Below are 18341 nucleotides of genomic sequence, written 5' to 3'. Positions count from 1 at the left end.
CCGTCGCCTCAGGATGAGGGCGAGGATGGGAAAGATCGGCCAACAGACTCTAACACAAATCCGATAATGCCGGCCAATGAAGCCGCAAAATCGTCCTGCCGTTCGCGGCCGGGATCTGGGAGATGTTTCGTTCGACAACCTGGCCGCCCATACGCTTGTAGAAGCGAAGGGCAGCCTCATTGGCCTCGAAAACCCATAGGTACAGGCCATTTCCCGCCTGCTGGGCGGCAAGCTTTCGCGCGGCCGAGCGCAGCAGTGCCTCGCCGATCTTCCTGCCCCGCATCTCCGGACGGACGTGCAGGTTATCGACCAAGCTGCCCCATCGCCGATCAAGATCACGATGCGTCGCTACGAAGCCGACAAGTCCTTCATCGGACGTCGGGGCGATCTCGACCATGAAATTCGAGGCCGGCGTGTCGAGCTTTCCGAGCCAATGCGAAAGACGATCGTCTTCGATAGGTCCGGCCAGAAACACCGGGTCGAGGATCGCACGATAGGCATCCCGCCAGCTGGCGACGTGGATCGCCGCGATGGTCGGCGCGTCCGTCACCCGCGCGGCCCGATAGATGATGTCGGCCATCCGCAAAGTATGCGCGGGGCATCGCCCGCAGGCAATTCGCCCCGTGTCACGCACAAGGCAGGTGACCGCAGAACGCGTAGGATCCGGCGCTGCGCATCGTTAAGGCCGTACCGCTTGCGCAACCGTGACGCTGTGGCCTCGTTCCCGTCCAGCCGGCCGATCCGGCGCGAACCAGACAGAGGCTTCCGACCCGTGGCGCTTTCCACCGCCGTCACCGCGACCGATCCGTCCACGCCGGCCCCCACCGCCCGGGACCGCCTCAGCCCGGTCGAGATCCGCGCGATCGTGTTCGGCCTGATGACCGCGATGCTGCTCGCGGCCCTCGACCAGACCATCGTGGCGACCGCGATGCCGACCATCGGGCTCGATCTCGGCGACGCCGCGAACCTCCCCTGGATCGTCACCGCCTACCTTCTCGCCTCCACGGCGGTGACGCCGCTCTACGGCAAGCTGTCCGACATCCACGGCCGGCGGATCATGCTGCTGATCGCCATCGCGACCTTCGTGCTCGGCTCGCTCGCCTGCGCGGTAGCCCCCACGATGGTGACCCTGGCGCTCGCCAGGGGCCTCCAGGGCGTCGGCGGCGGCGGGCTGATCGCCCTGTCGCAGACCATCCTGGCCGACATCATGCCGCCCAAGGAGCGGGCGCGCTACCAGGTGGTGATCGCCGGCGTGTTCGTGGCGGCCTCGGTGGCCGGGCCCCTGCTCGGGGGCTTCTTCGCCCAGCATCTGCACTGGTCGCTGATCTTCTGGATCAACCTGCCGATCGGCTTCCTCGCCTTCGCGCTGACCAACGCCAAGCTGAAGCTGCTGCCGCGCAACGAGCGCCGCCACACGCTGGACTATCCCGGCGCCGTCCTGCTGGTGCTGAGCTCGACCACCCTGTTGCTGGCCCTGAGTTGGGGCGGCGTGCGCTATCCCTGGGGCTCCGCGCCGGTGCTCGGCCTGCTCGCCCTGGCGGCCGTGCTGGGCAGCCTGTTCGCGGCGCGCCTCGCCACCGCGGCCGAGCCGCTGATCCCCACGGAGGTGCTGAAGGACCGGGTGGTCTACAGCGCCACCCTGTCCGCCTGCTTCGCGATGGGCACCTTCATCGGCCTGACCATCTACGTGCCGATCTTCCTCGAAGGCGTGATCGGCCTCACCGCCAGCGAATCCGGCATGGCCCTGGTGCCGCTGATGGTCGGCACCGTCACCGGGGCGACGCTGTCGGGCCGGTCGATGCTGCTGTTCCGGCACTACAAGCGCCTGCCGCTCGCCATGATGAGCCTCAGCATCGTGTGCTGCGCCGTCATCGCCCTGGAGGGGCGAGCGCTGCCGTTCTGGCTGATGGAGGTGCTGTTCGCCCTGCTCTCCATGGGGATCGGGACGATCCTGCCGCTCTCCACCATCGCGATCCAGAACGCGGTGGAGACGCACCAGCTCGGCATCGCCACCGCGGCGATGAATTTCTTCCGCTCGCTGGGCGGCGCCCTGATCGTCGCCGCCTTCGGGACGATCGTGCTCGGCGGCGCCACCGGGACCGGGCACGATGTCGAGAGCCTGATCCGCGGGGGCGACCCCGCGCAGCTCGCCCTGACCTTCCGCTCCGTGTTCGCGGCCGCCTGCCTCGGCCTGGTGGCGGCCTTCGGGTTCCTCGCCTACATGGAGGAGCGCCCGCTGGGCGAGCGTCCTGCGGCGAGGCCCGGCCGCGCGCCGGCCACCGACACCCCATCGTAAGGACCCGATCGTGGCTTGGCTGATCCTGCTCGCCGCCGGCCTGCTGGAGGTGGTGTGGGCCTACGCGATGAAGCGCTCCGCGGGCTTCACGGAGCTCGTCCCGAGCGCCGTGACGGTGGCGGCCGCCCTCGGCAGCTTCGTCCTGCTGGCCTTCGCCATGCGCAGCCTGCCGCTCGGCACCGCCTACACGGTCTGGACCGGCATTGGCGCGGTCGGCGCCTTCCTGCTCGGCATCCTGATGCTCGGCGAGAGCGCGAGCCCCCTGCGGATCGCAGCGGCGGCGCTGATCGTTTCGGGCCTGGTGCTGATGAAGCTCTCCGGGGACGCGTGAGACGCGGGATCATCCGGTCGCCGCGTCCGTGCCCTTGATTCGCCCGGTTCGCCCGCTTAACTCGCCCCTATCGGCTGCGGGCCCCTCTGGCGGGCGCTGTTCAGCGCCCGTGATGTCGGAGCCGATGCTTTCCTTCCGGAATCGCATCAGGTCCCGCACATGATGGACGTTCTCACCGTCGAATGGCTCGGTAAGCCATTGTGGATGTGGCTCGGCTTCCACGTCCTGGTCGGCTGCCTTCTGGCCTTCGATCTCGGGCTGCTGCACCGGGACAAGGAGCACGAGATCGGCGTGCGGGAGAGCCTGCTGCTGACCGGCTTCTATCTCGCCCTCGGCCTCGCCTTCGGCGGCTGGATCTGGTGGTATCTCGGCCCGCAGGCGGGCGAGGAATACGTCACCGGCCTCGTGGTCGAGAAGTCGCTGTCGATGGACAACGTCTTCGTCATCGCCATGATCCTGGCCGCGCTCGGCATTCCGCGCGCCGCCCAGCACCGGGTCCTGCTCTGGGGCATCCTCGCCGCCGTGCTGCTGCGCGGCCTGATGATCGGGCTCGGCGCCGCCCTGGTGCATCAGGTCCACTGGGTGCTGTCGCTGTTTGCCGCCTTCCTGATCTTCGCTGGCCTGAAAATCCTGTTCTCGGGGCCCGAGGAGGAGAGCGACTTCCAGAACAGCGCCGTGGTGCGCTGGATCAAGAAGACCTTCCGGGTCACCCCCGAGCTGCACGGCCAGCACTTCGCGGTGCGCCGGCCCGACCCGGCCACCGGCCGCAAGGCCCTGTGGTTCACGCCGCTGGCCCTGGCGCTGGTGCTGGTCAACGGCGCCGACGTGATCTTCGCCGTCGACAGCGTGCCGGCGATCTTCGCGATCACCACCGACACGTTCGTGGTCTACACCTCCAACATCTTCGCGATCCTGGGGCTGCGCGCCCTCTACTTCGCGCTCGCCGCGATGGTCGACCGGTTCGCCTATCTCAAGACCGCGCTCGCCTTCATCCTGATCTTCATCGGCGCCAAGATCGTGGTCGCAGACACGTTCGGGCTCATCCACGTGCAGCCCTGGGTGTCCCTGGTGGTGACCCTGTCGCTGCTGGCGATCGGCGTGTTGTACAGCCTGTGGCGCACACGCACCGACGCCCCGGCCCAAGCGGCCGCCAGCCCGGCGCACGGGCACGAGGCGCGAGCCCATCGGGCCTGAAGTTCCGGTTTCAAAAGGTCCGGGACCTTTTGCGGGTCCAGGGCGGAGCCCTGGAAGGTCTCGTGGGCTCCGCCCCCGAACCCCGCCAAAGGGCTGAGCCCTTTGGAATCCCACGATTTCTCGGTGCTATGCCGGCAGGGCGGCGATCAGGTCGCGCAGGGTGGTGATGGTCGAGGCATCGGCCACGCCGTCCACCCGCATCTGCCGGAAATGGCGCTGGAACGCCGTGACGACCGCATGCGTGCGCGCGTCGAACACACCGGTCACCGGCAGCTCGTAGCCGTAGAGGGCGAACATCGCCTGCAGCGCCTCCACGGGCTGTCCGGCATCGCCCTGAGCGAAGAACCGGCCGTCCCGCAGGCCGGCCGGCGGCACGCTATGGCCGACGCCCTCCGCGGCGAGGCGAGCCCACGGAAACGTCTCGCCCGGATCCTCCTTGCGCTCGGGGGCCACGTCGGAATGGGCCAGGACCCGTTCCGGCGGGATCGGCCAGCGCCCCAGGATATCCCGGGCCAGCGCGATCACGGCGGCGACCTGCGCGTCCGGGTAGGGCGGCAGCCCGCCGGCATGGCCCGGATGGACGATCTCGATCCCGATCGAACAGGAATTGAGGTCGGTGACGCCTTTCCAGGCACCCCGGCCCGCGTGCCAGGCACGGCGCGCCTCCGGCACCATCTGGACGATGCCGCCATCCTCGAACACCAGGTAATGGGCCGAGACCTCGCTCAGCGGGTCGCGCAGCCGCGCCAGCGCGGCGGCCCCGCTGTCCATGCCGGTGTAGTGCAGGATCAACATGTCGGGCCGCGCTCCGCGGCGCTCGCCATGGTTCGGCGAGGGCGCGACGCGGCGGGCGAGGGGGCTGTCCGGGGTCGGCGTCATGGCTGGCTTGTGCCACGGTCGGCGCCAGGATGCGCCGTCGAAATTTCCGGATCGCGCCGGCCCGTCATTGACGGCGTCCGGACGATGCGCCCACATGCGGGCGACAACGGAGGTCGACGATGGCCGGCCCGGTACGGGACAAGACGGCGCCCCGGCGCATCGGCGTGAAGACGTTTCGGGGCAACATAGACGCCTTCCTGCGCGAGGCCCGGAAGGGCAACACGTTCCTGGTCACGTCGCGCGGCGAAGTTCTGGCCGAGATCCGCCCGCCCGCGGAGGCGGTTCGATCAAACCGAACGCCCGGGGCGCTCCGGGGCCGGATCCGCATGGCCTCCGATTTCGATACGCTCCCGCCCGATGTGCTGGCGGCGATGCAGGGCGAGGAGCGGTGAGGCTCCTGCTCGACACCCACGCCCTTCTCTGGTGGCTCAGCGACAGCGACGATCTCGGGCAGCAGGCGCGGGCGCTGATCGCGGATCCCGGCAACGACGTGCTGGTCAGCGTAGCCTCGCTCTGGGAGATCGTCGTCAAGGTTCGGATCGGCAAGCTGCAGGCCGATATCGAGGACATCGACGCGGCCCTCGCTCGGGACCAGTTCGTCCGGCTCGATATCCGGCCCGCGCATCTCGCAGTGCTCGGCGGTCTCCCGAAGCATCCCGATCACCGAGATCCGTTCGATCACCTGCTCATCGCGCAGGCGATCAGCGAGGACGCCACCTTCGTCTCCGAGGACCGGCATGCCCCCCGGTATCCGGTGCGGGTCGCCACCTGCTCCGACCCTGCGGCCTGAGGCGCTCACCGCTACCCGCGCTCCTGCACGATCCGGTCATAGGCGGCGTTGATCGCGGCGAGCCGCTTCGTGGCGATCGTCACGGCCTCGGCCGGCAGGCCCCGGGCCAGCGCCCGGTCGGGATGGTGCTCGGCGGCCAGCGCCCGGTGGCGCGCCTTCACGGCTGCCTGGTCGGCGTCCCGGTCGAGCCCGAGGACCGCGTAGGGGTCGTCCGGCAGCCGCACGTGCCGGGCCGCGATGCGCTGGAAGGCGGCCTCGTCGAAGCCGAAGATGCTCGAAACGGCGCGCAGGTAGCGCTCCTCCGCCTCGTGAAGCGCCCCGTCGGCGCCGGCGATCTGGAACAGGCCGTCGAGCACGTCTTCGAGGAGGGCCGGCTCGTCGCCGAAGGTCGCCGCGAGTTGCCGCGCATAGGCTTCGAAGCCGCTGGTGGTCTTCTTCGCCAGATCGAACAGGCGCTCGACCCCGGCCCGCGCGGACTCTTCGACGCGGACGACCCGGCCGAACGCCTCGACCTCGGAGGGCAGCACGACGCCGTCGGACTTGGCCATCTTGGCGGCCAGAGCCACCAGCCCGGTGGTGAACACCACATCGCGGGGCGTCGGGCCGAACGGCGCACCGATCCGGTCGACCAAAAAATGGCCTGCGACGCCGCCGATCAGCGCCCCGAGCGGTCCGCCGACGGCGAGACCGAGCCCGGCACCGCCGAGCTTGCCCCAAGGACCCTGAGGCTTACCCTGAGGCTTGGCCCCCTGGCTCATGGGCGGCCCGAGCCCGAGCGGCATCGTGGACTCGGTGCGGTCATGGTCGGCGGCTTCGCGTCCGGCACCGGGGACGCGCCCGGCCGAAGCCGGGATAGCCGCTCCTCAGGCGCCGCGGAAGGGCCGGGACGCGCCCGGCCCCGCCGCGTCGAGCCTTAGCGGCAGTAGATGTTGCCGTAGGCGTCCTGGTAGGTGCCGTAGGGGCAGCGCGGCGCAGTCGAGGCGCCCACGATGGCGCCGCCGGCGCCGCCGATCGCGGCACCCGCCAGGGCACCGCCGGCGCGGCCCGTGGCGGCGGCACCGATGGCCGCGCCGGTGAGCGCGCCGAGGCCGGCACCGCCGAGCGCGCGATCCTCCGGGGTGTTGCAGGCGCCCAGCGACAGGGCGGCGATGGTGGCGAGGGCGGCTGCGGTCAGCTTCTTCATGGTCCCCTGATCTCCCTTGTGCATCCGGTCCGGCCGTCGGCCGTGATCGTCGCGGATCCCCGTGAGCTTAGCAGGAAAGGAATGCCCGCCCTACGGCTAAGGTTCCACACCCGGTGATGGAGTTGCGCCCGCTTCCCGTCTCGCCCTATGCCACCGCCTTGAGGCGGCGCGCCGGCCGGGGCGCCGCGGCGCCATCCCGGAGGGTTTTATGTCGAGAGCCACCACGATCGTCCGCCGGGCCGCGGTTCGCCCCGACCGCGTCGCCGACACGGTGAGCCTCGATCACGCCGCCCGGGCGGCCGCCTCCGGATCCCTGGTGGCGGAAGGCGGTCTCGGCTTCGAGGTGGCGCTCACCAAGGCGGCAGCGCTGGAGGACGGCGACGCCCTGCGCCTGGAGGATGGCCGCCTCATTGCGGTGCGGGCTGCCCCGGAAAATCTTCTGGAAGTGCGCGCCGAGAACCCGGCCCGGCTGACCCGGCTGGCCTGGCAACTCGGCGGCAACCACGTCCCCGCCGAGATCGCCGCCGACGTGCTCTACGTCCCGTCCTCCCCGGCCAATGCCGAACTGGTCCGCGGCCAGGGCTGCACCGCGAGCCCGGTCTCACGCCCCTTCCGGCCCGAGCACGCGGCGCACGACCACAGCACCTGCGGGCATGACCATGGCCACGATCATCACGGACATGATCACGGGCATGACCATGGCCACGATCACGGCCATCACGGTCACGACCACGCCGAGGCGCATGATCACGCCAAGACCCATGACGACCATGGGCATCACGGGCATGTCCACGGTCCCGGCTGCAATCACGACCATTAGAAGCCGCTCAACCGGCGACCACGGCATCAAGAGCTTCCGTGCGAAGCTCCCGCCGCCGTGATGGCACGTGCCGCGCCGCAATCTCGGGCCGCGTGATCCCAGAGCTCGGCGTGACTCCGGCTCGCTTCGCTGTGCGCGATGACGACGCGGGATGATCGGGTGGCGCAATCCACCCGGCGCCGTCCCCGCGCAAGGCCGGCTGGCGCCGAAATGGTCCCGCCGAAGAACAGCCGCAATGCAATTCCGAGTCGCCCGCGATATCGGAGTATAAAAATACAGATTTCTCTTTTATTTTCATTTCTAAACTATTTGCGCCTTGCAATCGTAAGAAGCGCCCCAATAAATCGTTACCTTGCTCGTGCTGTTAAGTGTTGCATCCGTATCACAGACTGTAGGCCAAGCTTTCGATACGAAGGCCAGGAATTCATTTCTTGGGCCACCATTCCATGCGTAAGATCGTTGCTTCCCTGACAGCCTTTACGGCGCTGACGGCCGTCGCTTCCGCAGCGGATCTGCCCCGCCGGGCGTATACGCCGCCGCAGCCGCCCGTGCCGGTCTTCACCTGGGCCGGCCCGTACTTCGGCATCAATGCCGGTTACATCACCTCGACCAAGGACAGCGTGACGACGGCCGGCGTGTTTCCGGTCAACAACGGGGTCCGGGTCGGCGACCGTCCGGCCGCGCTGGGCCTGCCGCGGGACGGCTTCACCGGCGGCGGCCAGCTCGGCTACAATTACCAGTTCACGCCGGGCTCCGGCTTCGTCGTCGGCGCCGAGGCCGATCTGGGCTACACCGACCTGAACCGCACCCGCAGCACCACCGGGCGCCTCGGCGGGATCAGCACCTTCCGCGAGTTGGGCAGCTTCCTCGGGACCGTGCGCGGGCGCGTCGGATACGCCTTCGACCGCACCCTGGTGTACGGCACCGGCGGCTTCGCCTATGCGAGCGAGACCTACCGCGGCGTCTTCCAGACGGCGACCGGTCAGCCGAACTTCTATGGCAGCAGCGCGCACGTCGAGACCGGCTACGCGGCCGGCGGCGGCATCGAGTTCGCGCTGCCCACCGATTCCGTGTTCAACGTCTTCCACTCCAGCGCGGTGACCCTGAAGGGCGAGGCGCTGTACTACGATCTCGGCCGTCGCACCGTCCCGCTCGTGGCGGTCGGGCCGGGCGTCGGCGCCTACGCCGCCCGCTTCCGCAACGAGGGCGTGCTCGGCCGCTTCGGCCTGAACTACAAGTTCGGCAGCTAGGGCATTTCAGCCGCCCGTCCCGGTCAGACGGGCTCCGCGACGGGGCCGGTCCGGCACGGGCGGCCCATGCTTTTCTTCGGCCGGCGCATCCCCAGCCCGATCAAACGGGTCGCCCGGTCGAAGGCAGCCCCAGGAGCCAGCTCCTGGGGCCTTTTGGCATTTACAGCCGCTTCGGCACCGGGCGCCGGCAATAGGCGCGCGCCTCCGCCTCCGCGAGGCCGTCCTGGGCCGCCACGCACTGGTCGAGGGTGAGCCCGATGCTGGCCGCGTAGGGCTGGTTCGGCGACAGGGCCTCGCGAGCGAGGCTCGCGAGGTAAAGCAGGAACGCGGCTGCCGCGAGCAGCAGCGCAGCCACGAGGGCACGGTTCAGCATCGGCTCCAGTCCCGGTCTCGCCGAAGGGCCGTGCGGCGTCACGGGAAGCCGACCAGCAGCTGCGCCAGCGCGAGAAGCACGAGGCCCGCGCAGATCAGCGCGAGGGCGGTGCGATCGAAGCCGGTCCGGCGCATGGCGGGCCAGCCTAGCACCCGCGGCGGGCCGGGACGACATCCGGCGCGGCGCTCACTGGAGCAATCCCCACAGGCCCGTCGCCAGGCCGAAGGTCAGCGACACCATCGCGGCGCCGAGCAGCGCTCGGTCGATGATGCGCGCAACCCGATCCACCGGTTGAAACTCGATCATGGCGCCGTCTCCCTCGGGCCGGAGACTGAAGGCCGCCTGTTGCTGCCCTGTGTCGTCACGCCAGCTCGGCGCGTCGGCGGAGCGCAGGAACAGGCCGGGCGGCCCCCCGTTGGACTCATATCCCAACGCGAGACCCCGCATGACCACCGATCCGCTGCAAAAGTACCCACGTCCGCCCTTCGAGGCGCAGCCGCAGAGCTTTCCGGGCAAGACCGGCCGGATGGCGCCCGAGCCCGATCACGGCGAGGACAGCTACAAGGGCTCCGGCAAGCTCACCGGCCAGGTCGCGCTAATCACCGGCGGCGATAGCGGCATCGGCCGCGCGGTGGCGATCGCCTATGCCCGCGAGGGGGCCGACATCGCCATCTCGTACCTGCCCGAGGAGCAGGCGGACGCCGAGGCGGTGAGCGGCTGGATCGAGAAGGCGGGCCGGCGCGCGCTGCTGCTGCCCGGCGACCTCAAGGACCCGGCCTATGGCCGCTCGATCGTCGCCCGCACCGTCGAGACCTTCGGCCGGCTCGACGTGCTGGTCAATAACGGCGCGTTCCAGCAGCCGAACCAGGGCCTGGATTCCATCGAAGACACCATCTTCGAGGACCATTTCCGCACGAACGTGTTCGGCCCGTTCTACGTGACCAAGGCAGCTTTGGCCCACCTGAAGCCCGGCGCCTCGGTGATCTTCACCTCCTCGGTGAACTCCAAGCACCCGATGCCGTCGCTCCTGGCCTACAGCGCCACCAAGGGGGCACTGAGCAACCTCGTGCTGAGCCTCGCGCAGCTCTTGGCCGAGAAGGGCATCCGGGTGAACGGCGTGCTGCCCGGCCCGATCTGGACGCCGTTCATCCCGTCCGGGATGAGCCAGGATTCGGTCAAATCCTTCGGCGACCAGGTGCCGTTCGGCCGCCCCGGCCAGCCGGCCGAGCTCGCCTCCGCCTACGTGATGCTGGCCTCCGAGGACAGCAGCTACACGTCCGGCGCGCTCATCACCGTGGCCGGGGCGATGCCGGTGTTCTGAGCCGGACCGTTCCTGCTTTCTGCATTCGGGAACACCGCCAGGCGCACCACCCGGGCGGTGTCCCACACCCGAGCGCTTTTCGAGGCTCGTCCGCCCGTGGTATCAACGGGGTCTTCTCCTTGATCCACCGGACGATACCGACCGCGCCCCAAGGTGCGGTGCGCCGGCAGGACACGGGTCAACACGGATCTGGCACACGTGACGGCGGCTGAGATGGGCGGCGCACTTCCGGGATGGCGGTTCTCCGTCGCCCCGATGATGGACTGGACGGATCGGCATTGCCGCGCCTTCCATCGCACCCTGTCGGCGCGGGCGCGACTCTACACCGAGATGGTCACCACCGGCGCGGTGCTGCACGGGCCGCGCGAGCGGCTGCTCGGCTTCTCGGCGATGGAGCACCCGGTGGCGATGCAGCTCGGCGGGTCGGACCCGGGCGAGCTGGCGCAGGCCGCGCGGATCGCGGCAGATTTCGGCTACGCGGAGATCAACCTCAATGTCGGCTGCCCGTCGGACCGGGTGCAGGACGGCCGGTTCGGCGCCTGCCTGATGCGCGAGCCGGCCCTGGTCGGCGACTGCGTGGCCGCCCTGAAGGCCGCCGTCTCCGTGCCGGTGACGGTGAAATGCCGGATCGGCGTCGACGACCAAGACCCGGAAGCGGCCCTCGACGCGCTCGCCGACGCGGTCGTGGCCGCCGGGGTGGACGGGCTGATCGTCCATGCCCGCAAGGCCTGGCTCCAGGGCCTGTCGCCCAAGGAGAACCGCGACGTGCCGCCCCTCGATTACGGCCGCGCCGCGCGGCTGAAGCGGCGGCTCGGCGCCCTGCCGGTGGCGGTCAACGGCGGCCTGCGCGACCTGGATGCGGTGCGCGCGCGCCTCGACGAGGTGGACGGCGCGATGGTCGGGCGGGCCGCCTATACCGAGCCGGCACTGCTGCTCGGCGTCGATCCCGAACTGTTCGGCGTGCCGGCGCCAGTGCCGGACGCGTTCGCGGCCGTCGAGGCGTTCGAGCCTTACGTCGCCGCCGCCCTGGCGCGCGGCGAGCGCCTGCACGCGATCACCCGCCATATGCTCGGCCTGTTCAACGGCCGGCCCGGCGCCCGCGCCTTCCGGCGCCACCTCTCGACCCACGGGATGCGGCAAGAGGCCGGCCTCCAGACCCTGCGGGACGCGGTGGCGACGGTCTCGCGCGAAGTGCCGGAGGCGCGGGCAGCCTGAACGCCTCAGGGCGGGCTCAGGATCAGCCGGTCGCCCCGGACCTCGTAGGCGGACAGGCGCGTCAGGAAGGTCTGGCCCAGCAGGTTGCCGGCGAGCGAGCCGGGCCGCGCCACCATGGCGTTCACCCGCCGCTCGGTGATCGTGCCGATGCGCAGCGAATCCAGCTGGATCGGCGCGGCATAGGCGAGACCGTTGGCGGTGGCGACCCGGGCGGTGAAGTCGGCCGGCGCCGGCGTGAGCCCCAAGGCCGCGGCGTTCTCGGCGGTCAGCACGACGCTGCTCGCCCCGGTATCGAACAGGAACGGCTGCACCCGGCCGTTGACCTCGGCCTCGACCCGAAAGTCGCCGTCCGCCCGGCGGGTAATCGTCACCGTGCCGCCGGGACCGGACACCGCCGAGCCGGGCCGCAGATCGCCGAGCACCCGGGCGCCGACGCCCTGGAACCGGTCGCGATAACTGTAGCCGATCACCAGGGCGAGCCCGATCAGCGCCCAGGCGAAGAGCGCGCGCAGGTTCGGGCCGAGTGCGGACCTGAATTGCCGCCAGTAGCCGGCAACCACCAGGGCCAGGATGCCGCCGGTGGAGGCGAGGGCGGCCAAGTGATCGGGCTCGATCACGCCGCCGAGGCTGTCGCTGCCGTCACTCAAGACCAGCACGGCCGTGACCAGCGCGATGGCGGCGAGCCCGAGATAGATCATAACGGCAGCGGCTCCTCCAGGGGCACGAAACCGGCCGCGCGCATCCGGTCCTGAAGCCCGGCCATGATGGTCCGGCGCGTCGCCTCCGGCATCCCGCCCCAGGCGGCGATCTCGTCGCGGCTGCGCCCGCAGCCGCGGCACAGCCCGCTGGCGGCGTCGAGGACGCAAACCTTGGTGCAGGGGGAGGAGGGTTTGGGCGCGGGCGACATCGCCGATCCTTGGCCGAGGGATCGTGGCCCGATCAAGGCCTCACGGCGGGAATGGCGGCACGCTCGGCCATGCCTCCTCGACCAGAAGACCGCCCGCGATACTCCGCACGAGGCGCCGGCCGTCGAGACTCATCGTGACATGCTGTCCGGGCGCGGTCCTGCGGATGGTGTCGGCGATATCGGCGACCCGCGCCATCACGGCGGAGCGCCGATTGAGCGGTAAGGCGACGACGGTGAGCGTACGTCCGGCGAGACTCTGCTGGTCGGCGATATTCTTGTCGTTCGTCACCAGGACGGCATAGCCGGCGGCCTCCGCGGCTCGGATCAATGCGCCATTGCTGACGCTCTTCCAGGCCGTTCTGAAGCGGTCGGCGTCGACGCCGTGCGCGCGCAACGCGTCCGCGAGCTGCCTCGGCACGCCCTCGTCCAGAACCACCCTCACGCCGCTTCCGAACCCGCCAGGGACCGGGACGCGAGCGTGAGGACCCGGACCACGTCGTCCCGATCGAGGGTCTGATAGGCGTCCAGGATCTCGTCGACCGAGAGGCCGTCGGCCAGGTTCTCGAACAGCACCTCGACGGGCACGCGGGTCCCCCGGAAGACGCGTCGGCCGCTCATGATTTCGGGATCCGAGGTGATGAGATCCTCGAGCGTTGGTCCGCGCTGCAAATCGGCCGTCATGGCGATGGCTCCACGGCTTGCGACAGATCGCCTGTCCAAGGCCATCATGTCGGAACGGCAGACCGGTCTCAATCCGCCGCCACCAGGGCCAGCAGCGCCGCGATCTCGGACACCTGCTGGCAGGCGCCGATCACGTCGCCGGTCTGGCCGCCGATCTTGTGCCGGGCGAGGCGGGTGAGGGCCAGTGCCGCGAGGCCGGCGCACAGGATCGCCAGCGCGACGCCGCGCAGCGGCAGGCCGAGGATTACGCCGGCGAGCGCCACCCCGAGACCGATCCCGAGGGCGATCCAGAGACTCGCCCGGTCCGGGCGGCCGACCGCGGCGGAGAGGCCGCCCGGCCGGGCCGGCGGCAGCAGCACCATCGGGGCGAGCGCCGCGAGCCGCGACAGGGCGGCGACCAGGATCAGCGCGGTCGCGGCCGCGTAGCCGGTGCGGTCGAGGAGCGTCGCCAGCGCGCCGATGCGCAGCGCCAGCGCCAGGACCAGGGCCGCCCCGCCATAGGCGCCGATCCGGCTGTCGCGCATGATCTCCAGGCGGCGCTCGAGGGTGGCACCGCCGCCGAAGCCGTCGGCGACGTCGGCCAGGCCGTCCTCGTGGAGCGCCCCCGTGGCCAGGACCATCACGGCTACCGCCAGGGTCGCGGCCAGGAACGGCCCGAGCCCGATCCACCAGCCCACCGTCAGCGTCAGGGCGGCGGGGAGAGCGAGGATCAGGCCGGCGAGGGGCAGCATGCGGGGGAGGGCGGTGAAATCGGGGACCCGGTGCGGGTCCGGCTCACCGGGCAGTTGCGGCACGGGCAGGCGGGAGTAGAACCGCAGGCACCCGGCGAGGTCGTAGAGGGCGCCGCGCCCGGGCCAATCGGCCTCCCCGCCGGTCTGCCTGTCCATCGCGGTCTCTCCCCCACCGCCCCCGGCGGGGCGAGCCGATCGCGAACGGTCGGGCGGCGCAGGATCACTATAGTCGCCCCGATACGCCGTCGTCTCCCCGTTCGCGGGCGCCCACAGGAAATCATCGCCGCCATGACCGACGCCGCAAAGACAGATCCGGGCCCGTTCGACGATATCCGCAACCTGCTCAAGGCGATGCCGGGCCCCGACCGGGACGCGCAGGAGGCGGTGGCCGCCCGCGACGCGACCCTGACCAAGCCGGCGGGCTCCCTGGGGCGGCTGGAAAACCTCGTGTCCTGGCTGGCGGCCTGGCAGGGCAAGGCGCCGCCGAGCCTCGACCGGCCGCTGGTCTGCGTCTTCGCCGGCAGCCACGGGGTGACGCGCAAGGGCGTCTCGGCCTTCCCGGACGCGGTCAACCGCCAGATGCTCGACAATTTCGCCGCCGGCGGGGCGGCGATCAACCAGATCTGCGCGGCCTACGGGCTCGGCTTCAAGGTGTTCGACCTCGCCCTCGACATGCCGACCGGCGACATCACCGAGGGGCCGGCGCTGGACGAGCGCGCCACGGTGGCGACCATGGCGTTCGGCATGGAGGCGGTGGCCGCCGGCACTGATTGCCTCGGCATCGGCGAGATGGGCATCGGCAACACCACGGTGGCGGCCGCCCTCTATGCCGCCCTGTTCGGGGGCGAGCCCGCCCACTGGGTCGGGCGCGGCACCGGAATCGATCAGGACGGCCTAGCCCGGAAGGTGGCGGCCGTGGAGGCGGCGCTGGCTTACCATGCCGGCCATCTCGGGGACCCGCTCCAGGTGCTGGCCCGGCTCGGCGGCCGCGAGATCGCCGCCATGGCCGGGGCGATCCTGGCCGCGCGCCTGCAGCGCATCCCGGTGGTGATCGACGGCTACGTCGCCACCGCGGCGGCGGCGCTGCTCCACGCCGCCGACCCGTCGGCCCTCGACCATTGCCTGGCCGGCCACGTCTCCGCGGAGGGCGTCCACGCGGAGGTGCTGGAGCGGCTCGGCCTCGTGCCGCTGCTGGCCCTGGGGATGCGGCTCGGCGAGGGCTCGGGCGCCGCCATGGCGATCGGCCTGCTCAAGGGCGCGCTCGCCTGCCACACCGGCATGGCGACCTTCGCCCAGGCGGGGGTTTCGGGCAAGAGCGGCGGGTAGGCGCGCGGGCCACGATTCGATGCTATACCGGGCGGAACCGATAACGGATCCGTCGATCCCGCGTCCCTCCCACCAGATCACCTCATCCTGAGGTGGCGCAGCGAAGCGGAGCCCTCGAAGGAGGGTTTCAGGATTCGCGGCGATCCCTGGAGGGCTCCTTCGAGTCCCGTCGATCTTCGATCGTCGGGCACCTCAGGATGAGGGCGCGGGTGGGATCGCTGCGACGAACATGATGAACATCACCCAAGCCTTCACCTTCGAGGCGGCCCACCGGCTGCCGAACGTGCCCGCGACGCATCGCTGCCACCGGATGCACGGGCATTCCTACCGGGTCGAGCTGACCGTCTCCGGGCCCGTGGATCCGCAGACCGGCTGGGTGATCGACTTCTACGACATCGAAAAGATCTTCGGTCCGCTGCTGGAGCGGCTCGACCACCATTGCCTCAACGAGATCGAGGGGCTGGAGAACCCGACCGCGGAGAACATCGCGGCCTGGATCTGGCATCGGCTGCGGCCGGACCTGCCGGGGCTCGCCCGGGTGCGGGTCGCGGAGACGCCGATGTCCTGGGCGGAGTACGATGGCGACTGACGCTGCGATCATCGGCGACCGGTCGGCGCTGGTGCTGTTCTCCGGCGGCCAGGATTCGGCCACCTGCCTCGCCTGGGCGCTCGACCGGTTCGACCATGTGGAGACCCTGGGCTTCGATTACGGCCAGCGCCACCGGGTCGAGCTCGAACGCCGGGCCGTCCTGCGCGCCGGCATGGGCCGCGTCCAGCCGGCCTGGGTCTTGCGCCTCGGCGAGGATCACACGGTCGCGCTCGACGCTTTGGGAAAAATCTCCGAGACGGCGCTGACCCGGGACGCCGAGATCGGGTTCGAGGAATCGGGCCTGCCCAACACCTTCGTGCCCGGCCGCAACCTCGTGTTCCTGACCTTCGCGGCGGCGCTCGCCTATCGGCGCGGCATCCGGCACGTGGTCGGCGGCATGTGCGAGACCGACTATTCCGGCTATCCCGATTGCCGGGACGATACGATCAAGGCGCTGCAGGTGGCGCTCAACCTCGGCATGGAGCGCCGGTTCGTGCTGCACACGCCGCTGATGTGGCTCGACAAGGCGCAGACCTGGGGTCTCGCCGAGGCGCTGGGCGGGCGCCCGCTGGTCGAGCTGATCGTCGAGGACAGCCACACCTGCTATCTCGGCGAGCGCGGGGCGCGCCACGCCTGGGGCTACGGCTGCGGCACCTGCCCGGCCTGCCGGCTGCGGGCGGATGGGTTTGCCCGCTTCACCGCGTCTGCGGCCTGAGGCCGTCGACCAGCACCGCCAGGGTCCCCGCGAAGGCCGTGGGGCTCGCGAACAGCCGCTCCATCAGCAGCGCCCCCTCCAGGGTGGCGATGACGTAGCGGGCGAGCACCGCGGGCTCCGGACCGGACCGCACGCTGCCGTCCACCTGACCCTCACGCAGGACCGCCTCCAGCCAGGCGAGATGCCCCTCGAAGAACGTCGCGATGTCGCCGCGCAGGCGCTCGGGCAGGGCCTCGCCCTCGATCGCGAGGGCCGCGCACAGGCAGCCGAGCCCTTGCTCGACGCCGCCGAGATAGAGCTTTCCATAGGCCGCGATCCGGCCCGGTCCGTCCGGCACCTCGGCCCGGATCGTCGTGAGCGCGGCGTCGTAGCGGGCCGCGTAGGCGGCCACCAGGGCGGCCCCGAGATCGACCTTGGTGGGGAAGTGATGGTGGATGCTTGCCTTGCGGATGCTCACCGCCTCGGCGAGGTCGGCGTAGCTGAACCCGGCATAGCCGCGCCCCCGGACCAGGGTCTCGGCCTGACTCAGCAGCTCGGCGCGGGTGTCTCGCATCGCTCGGACAACGTCTCTCTCGGCTCGCGCGAACGTGTGACCGCCGGGCGCCGGGCGGCCAATCTGCCACTTGACCGCGCAAAGATCTACCTACTTAATGGTAGGCAATAAGAACACCTCACACATCGCCCGCTGCACTGTCGTGCTCGGCGGGAGAACACCCGGCCACCAGGCCTTGTGTGAGAGACGCCAAACAGGGAGGTTCCGGCATGACGGCATCCGCCGTCCATCCAGGCGAACCCGCCGCCGCGGGCCGCACCCTGTCGCGGCGTCACGCCCTGTTCGCCGGCCTTTGCCTGTGCTGCCTGCCGAGCCTGGGGCGCGCCGCCGAGAGCTTCACGCTGGAGGAGGTCGGCCCGGGCATCTTTATGCGCCAGGGCCTGATCGCCGACGCCACCGCCGACAATGCCGACGCCATCGCTAATATCGGTTTCCTCATCGGCCGGGACGGCGTGCTCGTCACCGAGACCGGCGGCAGCCTCGCGGACGGCCAGTGGCTGCGAGCCGAGATCGCCAAGCGGACCCCAAAGCCGATCACCCATGTGGTGCTCACCCATGTCCACCCGGACCACGTGTTCGGGGCCGGGGCCTTCGTGCAGGACAGGCCGGTCTTCATCGGCCACGCCAAGCTCACCGAGGCGCTGGGTGCCCGGGGCGAGTTCTACCGTCAGCGCCTGGTCGAGTTGCTCGGCGCCGATCGCACCGGCCCGGTGGTCTACCCGACGATGAGCGTGGCCGACACCGCCGAGATCGACCTCGGCGACCGCCGCCTGACCTTCACGGCACACGGGCCGGCCCATACCACCTGCGACCTGTCGATGCGCGATTCCGGCAGCGGCCTGCTGTTCCCCGCCGACCTGCTGTTCGTGAACCGGATCCCGTCGCTCGACGGCAGCCTCAGGGGCTGGCTCAAAGAGATCGAGTGGCTGAAGGGCATGGGCGCGACCCGGGCGGTGCCGGGCCACGGGCCGGTCTCGGTCGATCTCGCCCCCGCGCTCGCCGACCTTTCCGGCTACCTGACGGCGCTGCGCGACGGCACCCGCGCGGCGATCGCCAAGGATGTCCCGATCGACAAGGCGGTGGCCAGCGTCGCCCGGGACCAGCGGGACAAATGGGCCCTGTTCGACACCTATAACGGCCGCAACGTCACCGTGGCCTACCAGGAACTCGAGTGGGAATAGTTTTTT

General features: G+C 70.5%; 25 protein-coding genes. 13 read left to right on the top strand and 12 right to left on the bottom strand.

Annotated elements, in window-relative coordinates:
• Window positions 1-49: 49 nt before the first annotated feature.
• Window positions 50-580, bottom strand: a complete 531-nt coding sequence (locus MKK67_RS08140) for a GNAT family N-acetyltransferase (RefSeq protein WP_243963318.1) — start codon at window positions 578-580, stop codon at window positions 50-52.
• Between the two features lie 192 nt (window positions 581-772).
• Here MKK67_RS08140 and MKK67_RS08135 point away from each other — a divergent pair, with 192 nt between their 5' ends.
• The 3 genes from MKK67_RS08135 to MKK67_RS08125 all read left to right on the top strand — a co-directional run bounded on the left by MKK67_RS08135 (window position 773) and on the right by MKK67_RS08125 (window position 3821).
• Window positions 773-2296 (top strand): MDR family MFS transporter, encoded by a 1524-nt coding sequence (locus MKK67_RS08135; RefSeq protein ID WP_409568380.1) that lies wholly within the window; start codon window positions 773-775, stop codon window positions 2294-2296.
• A gap of 10 nt (window positions 2297-2306) precedes the next feature.
• A complete protein-coding gene (gene sugE / locus MKK67_RS08130; RefSeq protein ID WP_243963316.1) occupies window positions 2307-2627 on the top strand; it encodes a quaternary ammonium compound efflux SMR transporter SugE in 321 nt (106 codons plus the stop codon).
• Between the two features lie 159 nt (window positions 2628-2786).
• Window positions 2787-3821 carry a TerC family protein gene (locus tag MKK67_RS08125; protein ID WP_243963315.1) on the top strand — a complete coding sequence of 345 codons (1035 nt, stop codon included), beginning with the start codon at window positions 2787-2789 and terminating at the stop codon, window positions 3819-3821.
• Window positions 3822-3947: 126 nt separating this feature from the next.
• Here the strand turns inward: MKK67_RS08125 and MKK67_RS08120 are convergent, their stop codons facing one another.
• Window positions 3948-4700, bottom strand: coding sequence for an N-acetylmuramoyl-L-alanine amidase (locus tag MKK67_RS08120; RefSeq protein WP_243963314.1), 753 nt, complete (start codon window positions 4698-4700; stop codon window positions 3948-3950).
• 119 nt (window positions 4701-4819) lie between these two features.
• On the opposite strand from MKK67_RS08120, the gene MKK67_RS08115 reads away from it, so the two are divergent.
• Together MKK67_RS08115 and MKK67_RS08110 are read left to right on the top strand one after the other, a co-directional pair.
• The gene (locus MKK67_RS08115) at window positions 4820-5092 is read left to right on the top strand and encodes a prevent-host-death protein (RefSeq protein WP_243963313.1); all 273 of its coding nucleotides are present in this window, start codon (window positions 4820-4822) and stop codon (window positions 5090-5092) included.
• Window positions 5089-5490, top strand: a complete 402-nt coding sequence (locus tag MKK67_RS08110; RefSeq protein WP_243963312.1) for a type II toxin-antitoxin system VapC family toxin — start codon at window positions 5089-5091, stop codon at window positions 5488-5490. The genes MKK67_RS08115 and MKK67_RS08110 overlap by 4 nt, the downstream gene beginning before the upstream one ends.
• Window positions 5491-5501: 11 nt before the next feature.
• On the opposite strand, the gene MKK67_RS08105 is transcribed toward MKK67_RS08110, so the two are convergent.
• Window positions 5502-6248 carry a J domain-containing protein gene (locus tag MKK67_RS08105; RefSeq protein WP_243963333.1) on the bottom strand — a complete coding sequence of 249 codons (747 nt, stop codon included), beginning with the start codon at window positions 6246-6248 and terminating at the stop codon, window positions 5502-5504.
• A 155-nt stretch (window positions 6249-6403) separates the two neighbouring features.
• Window positions 6404-6673 carry a hypothetical protein gene (locus tag MKK67_RS08100; protein WP_243940570.1) on the bottom strand — a complete coding sequence of 90 codons (270 nt, stop codon included), beginning with the start codon at window positions 6671-6673 and terminating at the stop codon, window positions 6404-6406.
• A 208-nt stretch (window positions 6674-6881) separates the two neighbouring features.
• On the opposite strand from MKK67_RS08100, the gene MKK67_RS08095 reads away from it, so the two are divergent.
• Both MKK67_RS08095 and MKK67_RS08090 read left to right on the top strand, forming a co-directional pair.
• Entirely contained in the window at window positions 6882-7493 is a 612-nt protein-coding gene (locus MKK67_RS08095) for an urease accessory protein UreE (RefSeq protein ID WP_243963311.1), read from the top strand.
• Between the two features lie 446 nt (window positions 7494-7939).
• A complete protein-coding gene (locus MKK67_RS08090; RefSeq protein WP_243963309.1) occupies window positions 7940-8743 on the top strand; it encodes an outer membrane protein in 804 nt (267 codons plus the stop codon).
• Window positions 8744-8903: 160 nt separating this feature from the next.
• Here the strand turns inward: MKK67_RS08090 and MKK67_RS08085 are convergent, their stop codons facing one another.
• Both MKK67_RS08085 and MKK67_RS08080 read right to left on the bottom strand, forming a co-directional pair.
• Window positions 8904-9116 carry a hypothetical protein gene (locus MKK67_RS08085; RefSeq protein ID WP_243963307.1) on the bottom strand — a complete coding sequence of 71 codons (213 nt, stop codon included), beginning with the start codon at window positions 9114-9116 and terminating at the stop codon, window positions 8904-8906.
• 186 nt (window positions 9117-9302) lie between these two features.
• Window positions 9303-9563: a hypothetical protein gene (locus tag MKK67_RS08080; RefSeq protein WP_243963306.1), complete on the bottom strand. Its 261-nt coding sequence runs from the start codon at window positions 9561-9563 to the stop codon at window positions 9303-9305.
• On the opposite strand from MKK67_RS08080, the gene MKK67_RS08075 reads away from it, so the two are divergent.
• On the top strand, window positions 9562-10437 hold the full coding sequence (locus MKK67_RS08075) for an SDR family oxidoreductase (protein WP_243963305.1): 876 nt from the start codon (window positions 9562-9564) through the stop codon (window positions 10435-10437). The genes MKK67_RS08080 and MKK67_RS08075 overlap by 2 nt on opposite strands.
• A 213-nt stretch (window positions 10438-10650) precedes the next feature.
• On the top strand, window positions 10651-11652 hold the full coding sequence (dusA, locus tag MKK67_RS08070) for a tRNA dihydrouridine(20/20a) synthase DusA (protein ID WP_279601502.1): 1002 nt from the start codon (window positions 10651-10653) through the stop codon (window positions 11650-11652).
• A gap of 5 nt (window positions 11653-11657) precedes the next feature.
• Here the strand turns inward: dusA and MKK67_RS08065 are convergent, their stop codons facing one another.
• The 5 genes from MKK67_RS08065 to cobS all read right to left on the bottom strand — a co-directional run bounded on the left by MKK67_RS08065 (window position 11658) and on the right by cobS (window position 14127).
• Entirely contained in the window at window positions 11658-12350 is a 693-nt protein-coding gene (locus tag MKK67_RS08065) for a TIGR02281 family clan AA aspartic protease (protein ID WP_243963304.1), read from the bottom strand.
• On the bottom strand, window positions 12347-12559 hold the full coding sequence (locus MKK67_RS08060) for a DUF1289 domain-containing protein (RefSeq protein WP_243963302.1): 213 nt from the start codon (window positions 12557-12559) through the stop codon (window positions 12347-12349). Before MKK67_RS08060 ends, MKK67_RS08065 begins: the two co-directional genes overlap by 4 nt.
• Window positions 12560-12599: 40 nt before the next feature.
• Window positions 12600-12995, bottom strand: coding sequence for a DUF5615 family PIN-like protein (locus MKK67_RS08055; RefSeq protein WP_243963300.1), 396 nt, complete (start codon window positions 12993-12995; stop codon window positions 12600-12602).
• A gap of 2 nt (window positions 12996-12997) precedes the next feature.
• Window positions 12998-13240: a DUF433 domain-containing protein gene (locus MKK67_RS08050; protein ID WP_279601498.1), complete on the bottom strand. Its 243-nt coding sequence runs from the start codon at window positions 13238-13240 to the stop codon at window positions 12998-13000.
• Between the two features lie 68 nt (window positions 13241-13308).
• Complete coding sequence (gene cobS, locus MKK67_RS08045) at window positions 13309-14127, bottom strand: adenosylcobinamide-GDP ribazoletransferase (protein WP_243963296.1); 819 nt, start codon at window positions 14125-14127, stop codon at window positions 13309-13311.
• Between the two features lie 132 nt (window positions 14128-14259).
• Here cobS and cobT point away from each other — a divergent pair, with 132 nt between their 5' ends.
• The 3 genes from cobT (at window position 14260) to queC (ending at window position 16601) form a co-directional block, all read left to right on the top strand.
• Window positions 14260-15297, top strand: coding sequence for a nicotinate-nucleotide--dimethylbenzimidazole phosphoribosyltransferase (gene cobT, locus MKK67_RS08040; protein ID WP_243963294.1), 1038 nt, complete (start codon window positions 14260-14262; stop codon window positions 15295-15297).
• A gap of 232 nt (window positions 15298-15529) precedes the next feature.
• Window positions 15530-15886, top strand: a complete 357-nt coding sequence (queD, locus tag MKK67_RS08035; RefSeq protein WP_243963331.1) for a 6-carboxytetrahydropterin synthase QueD — start codon at window positions 15530-15532, stop codon at window positions 15884-15886.
• Window positions 15876-16601 carry a 7-cyano-7-deazaguanine synthase QueC gene (queC, locus tag MKK67_RS08030; RefSeq protein ID WP_243963292.1) on the top strand — a complete coding sequence of 242 codons (726 nt, stop codon included), beginning with the start codon at window positions 15876-15878 and terminating at the stop codon, window positions 16599-16601. The genes queD and queC overlap by 11 nt, the downstream gene beginning before the upstream one ends.
• On the opposite strand, the gene MKK67_RS08025 is transcribed toward queC, so the two are convergent.
• Window positions 16582-17154, bottom strand: a complete 573-nt coding sequence (locus MKK67_RS08025; protein WP_243963290.1) for a TetR/AcrR family transcriptional regulator — start codon at window positions 17152-17154, stop codon at window positions 16582-16584. The genes queC and MKK67_RS08025 overlap by 20 nt on opposite strands.
• 209 nt (window positions 17155-17363) lie before the next feature.
• Here MKK67_RS08025 and MKK67_RS08020 point away from each other — a divergent pair, with 209 nt between their 5' ends.
• Window positions 17364-18335, top strand: a complete 972-nt coding sequence (locus MKK67_RS08020; RefSeq protein ID WP_243963289.1) for a quinoprotein relay system zinc metallohydrolase 2 — start codon at window positions 17364-17366, stop codon at window positions 18333-18335.
• Window positions 18336-18341 lie beyond the last annotated feature (6 nt).

The sequence above is a fragment of the Methylobacterium sp. J-072 genome (assembly GCF_022829425.1).
GTDB lineage: Bacteria > Pseudomonadota > Alphaproteobacteria > Rhizobiales > Beijerinckiaceae > Methylobacterium.
Note: the sequence above shows the minus strand (reverse complement) of the source record. Positions and strands in the feature narration are given on the sequence as shown.

Bases quoted from the DNA above. Each gene is read 5' to 3' on its own strand.
- MKK67_RS08140 (WP_243963318.1), bottom strand. From the start codon at position 580: ATGGCCGACATCATCTATCGGGCCGCGCGGGTGACGGACGCGCCGACC.
- MKK67_RS08125 (WP_243963315.1), top strand. From the start codon at position 2,787: ATGATGGACGTTCTCACCGTCGAATGGCTCGGTAAGCCATTGTGGATG.
- MKK67_RS08120 (WP_243963314.1), bottom strand. From the start codon at position 4,700: ATGACGCCGACCCCGGACAGCCCCCTCGCCCGCCGCGTCGCGCCCTCG.
- MKK67_RS08115 (WP_243963313.1), top strand. From the start codon at position 4,820: ATGGCCGGCCCGGTACGGGACAAGACGGCGCCCCGGCGCATCGGCGTG.
- MKK67_RS08105 (WP_243963333.1), bottom strand. From the start codon at position 6,248: ATGAGCCAGGGGGCCAAGCCTCAGGGTAAGCCTCAGGGTCCTTGGGGC.
- MKK67_RS08100 (WP_243940570.1), bottom strand. From the start codon at position 6,673: ATGAAGAAGCTGACCGCAGCCGCCCTCGCCACCATCGCCGCCCTGTCG.
- MKK67_RS08095 (WP_243963311.1), top strand. From the start codon at position 6,882: ATGTCGAGAGCCACCACGATCGTCCGCCGGGCCGCGGTTCGCCCCGAC.
- MKK67_RS08090 (WP_243963309.1), top strand. From the start codon at position 7,940: ATGCGTAAGATCGTTGCTTCCCTGACAGCCTTTACGGCGCTGACGGCC.
- MKK67_RS08085 (WP_243963307.1), bottom strand. From the start codon at position 9,116: ATGCTGAACCGTGCCCTCGTGGCTGCGCTGCTGCTCGCGGCAGCCGCG.
- MKK67_RS08075 (WP_243963305.1), top strand. From the start codon at position 9,562: ATGACCACCGATCCGCTGCAAAAGTACCCACGTCCGCCCTTCGAGGCG.
- MKK67_RS08080 (WP_243963306.1), bottom strand. From the start codon at position 9,563: ATGCGGGGTCTCGCGTTGGGATATGAGTCCAACGGGGGGCCGCCCGGC.
- dusA (WP_279601502.1), top strand. From the start codon at position 10,651: ATGGGCGGCGCACTTCCGGGATGGCGGTTCTCCGTCGCCCCGATGATG.
- MKK67_RS08065 (WP_243963304.1), bottom strand. From the start codon at position 12,350: ATGATCTATCTCGGGCTCGCCGCCATCGCGCTGGTCACGGCCGTGCTG.
- MKK67_RS08060 (WP_243963302.1), bottom strand. From the start codon at position 12,559: ATGTCGCCCGCGCCCAAACCCTCCTCCCCCTGCACCAAGGTTTGCGTC.
- MKK67_RS08050 (WP_279601498.1), bottom strand. From the start codon at position 13,240: ATGACGGCCGATTTGCAGCGCGGACCAACGCTCGAGGATCTCATCACC.
- cobS (WP_243963296.1), bottom strand. From the start codon at position 14,127: ATGGACAGGCAGACCGGCGGGGAGGCCGATTGGCCCGGGCGCGGCGCC.
- cobT (WP_243963294.1), top strand. From the start codon at position 14,260: ATGACCGACGCCGCAAAGACAGATCCGGGCCCGTTCGACGATATCCGC.
- queD (WP_243963331.1), top strand. From the start codon at position 15,530: ATGAACATCACCCAAGCCTTCACCTTCGAGGCGGCCCACCGGCTGCCG.
- queC (WP_243963292.1), top strand. From the start codon at position 15,876: ATGGCGACTGACGCTGCGATCATCGGCGACCGGTCGGCGCTGGTGCTG.
- MKK67_RS08025 (WP_243963290.1), bottom strand. From the start codon at position 17,154: ATGCGAGACACCCGCGCCGAGCTGCTGAGTCAGGCCGAGACCCTGGTC.
- MKK67_RS08020 (WP_243963289.1), top strand. From the start codon at position 17,364: ATGACGGCATCCGCCGTCCATCCAGGCGAACCCGCCGCCGCGGGCCGC.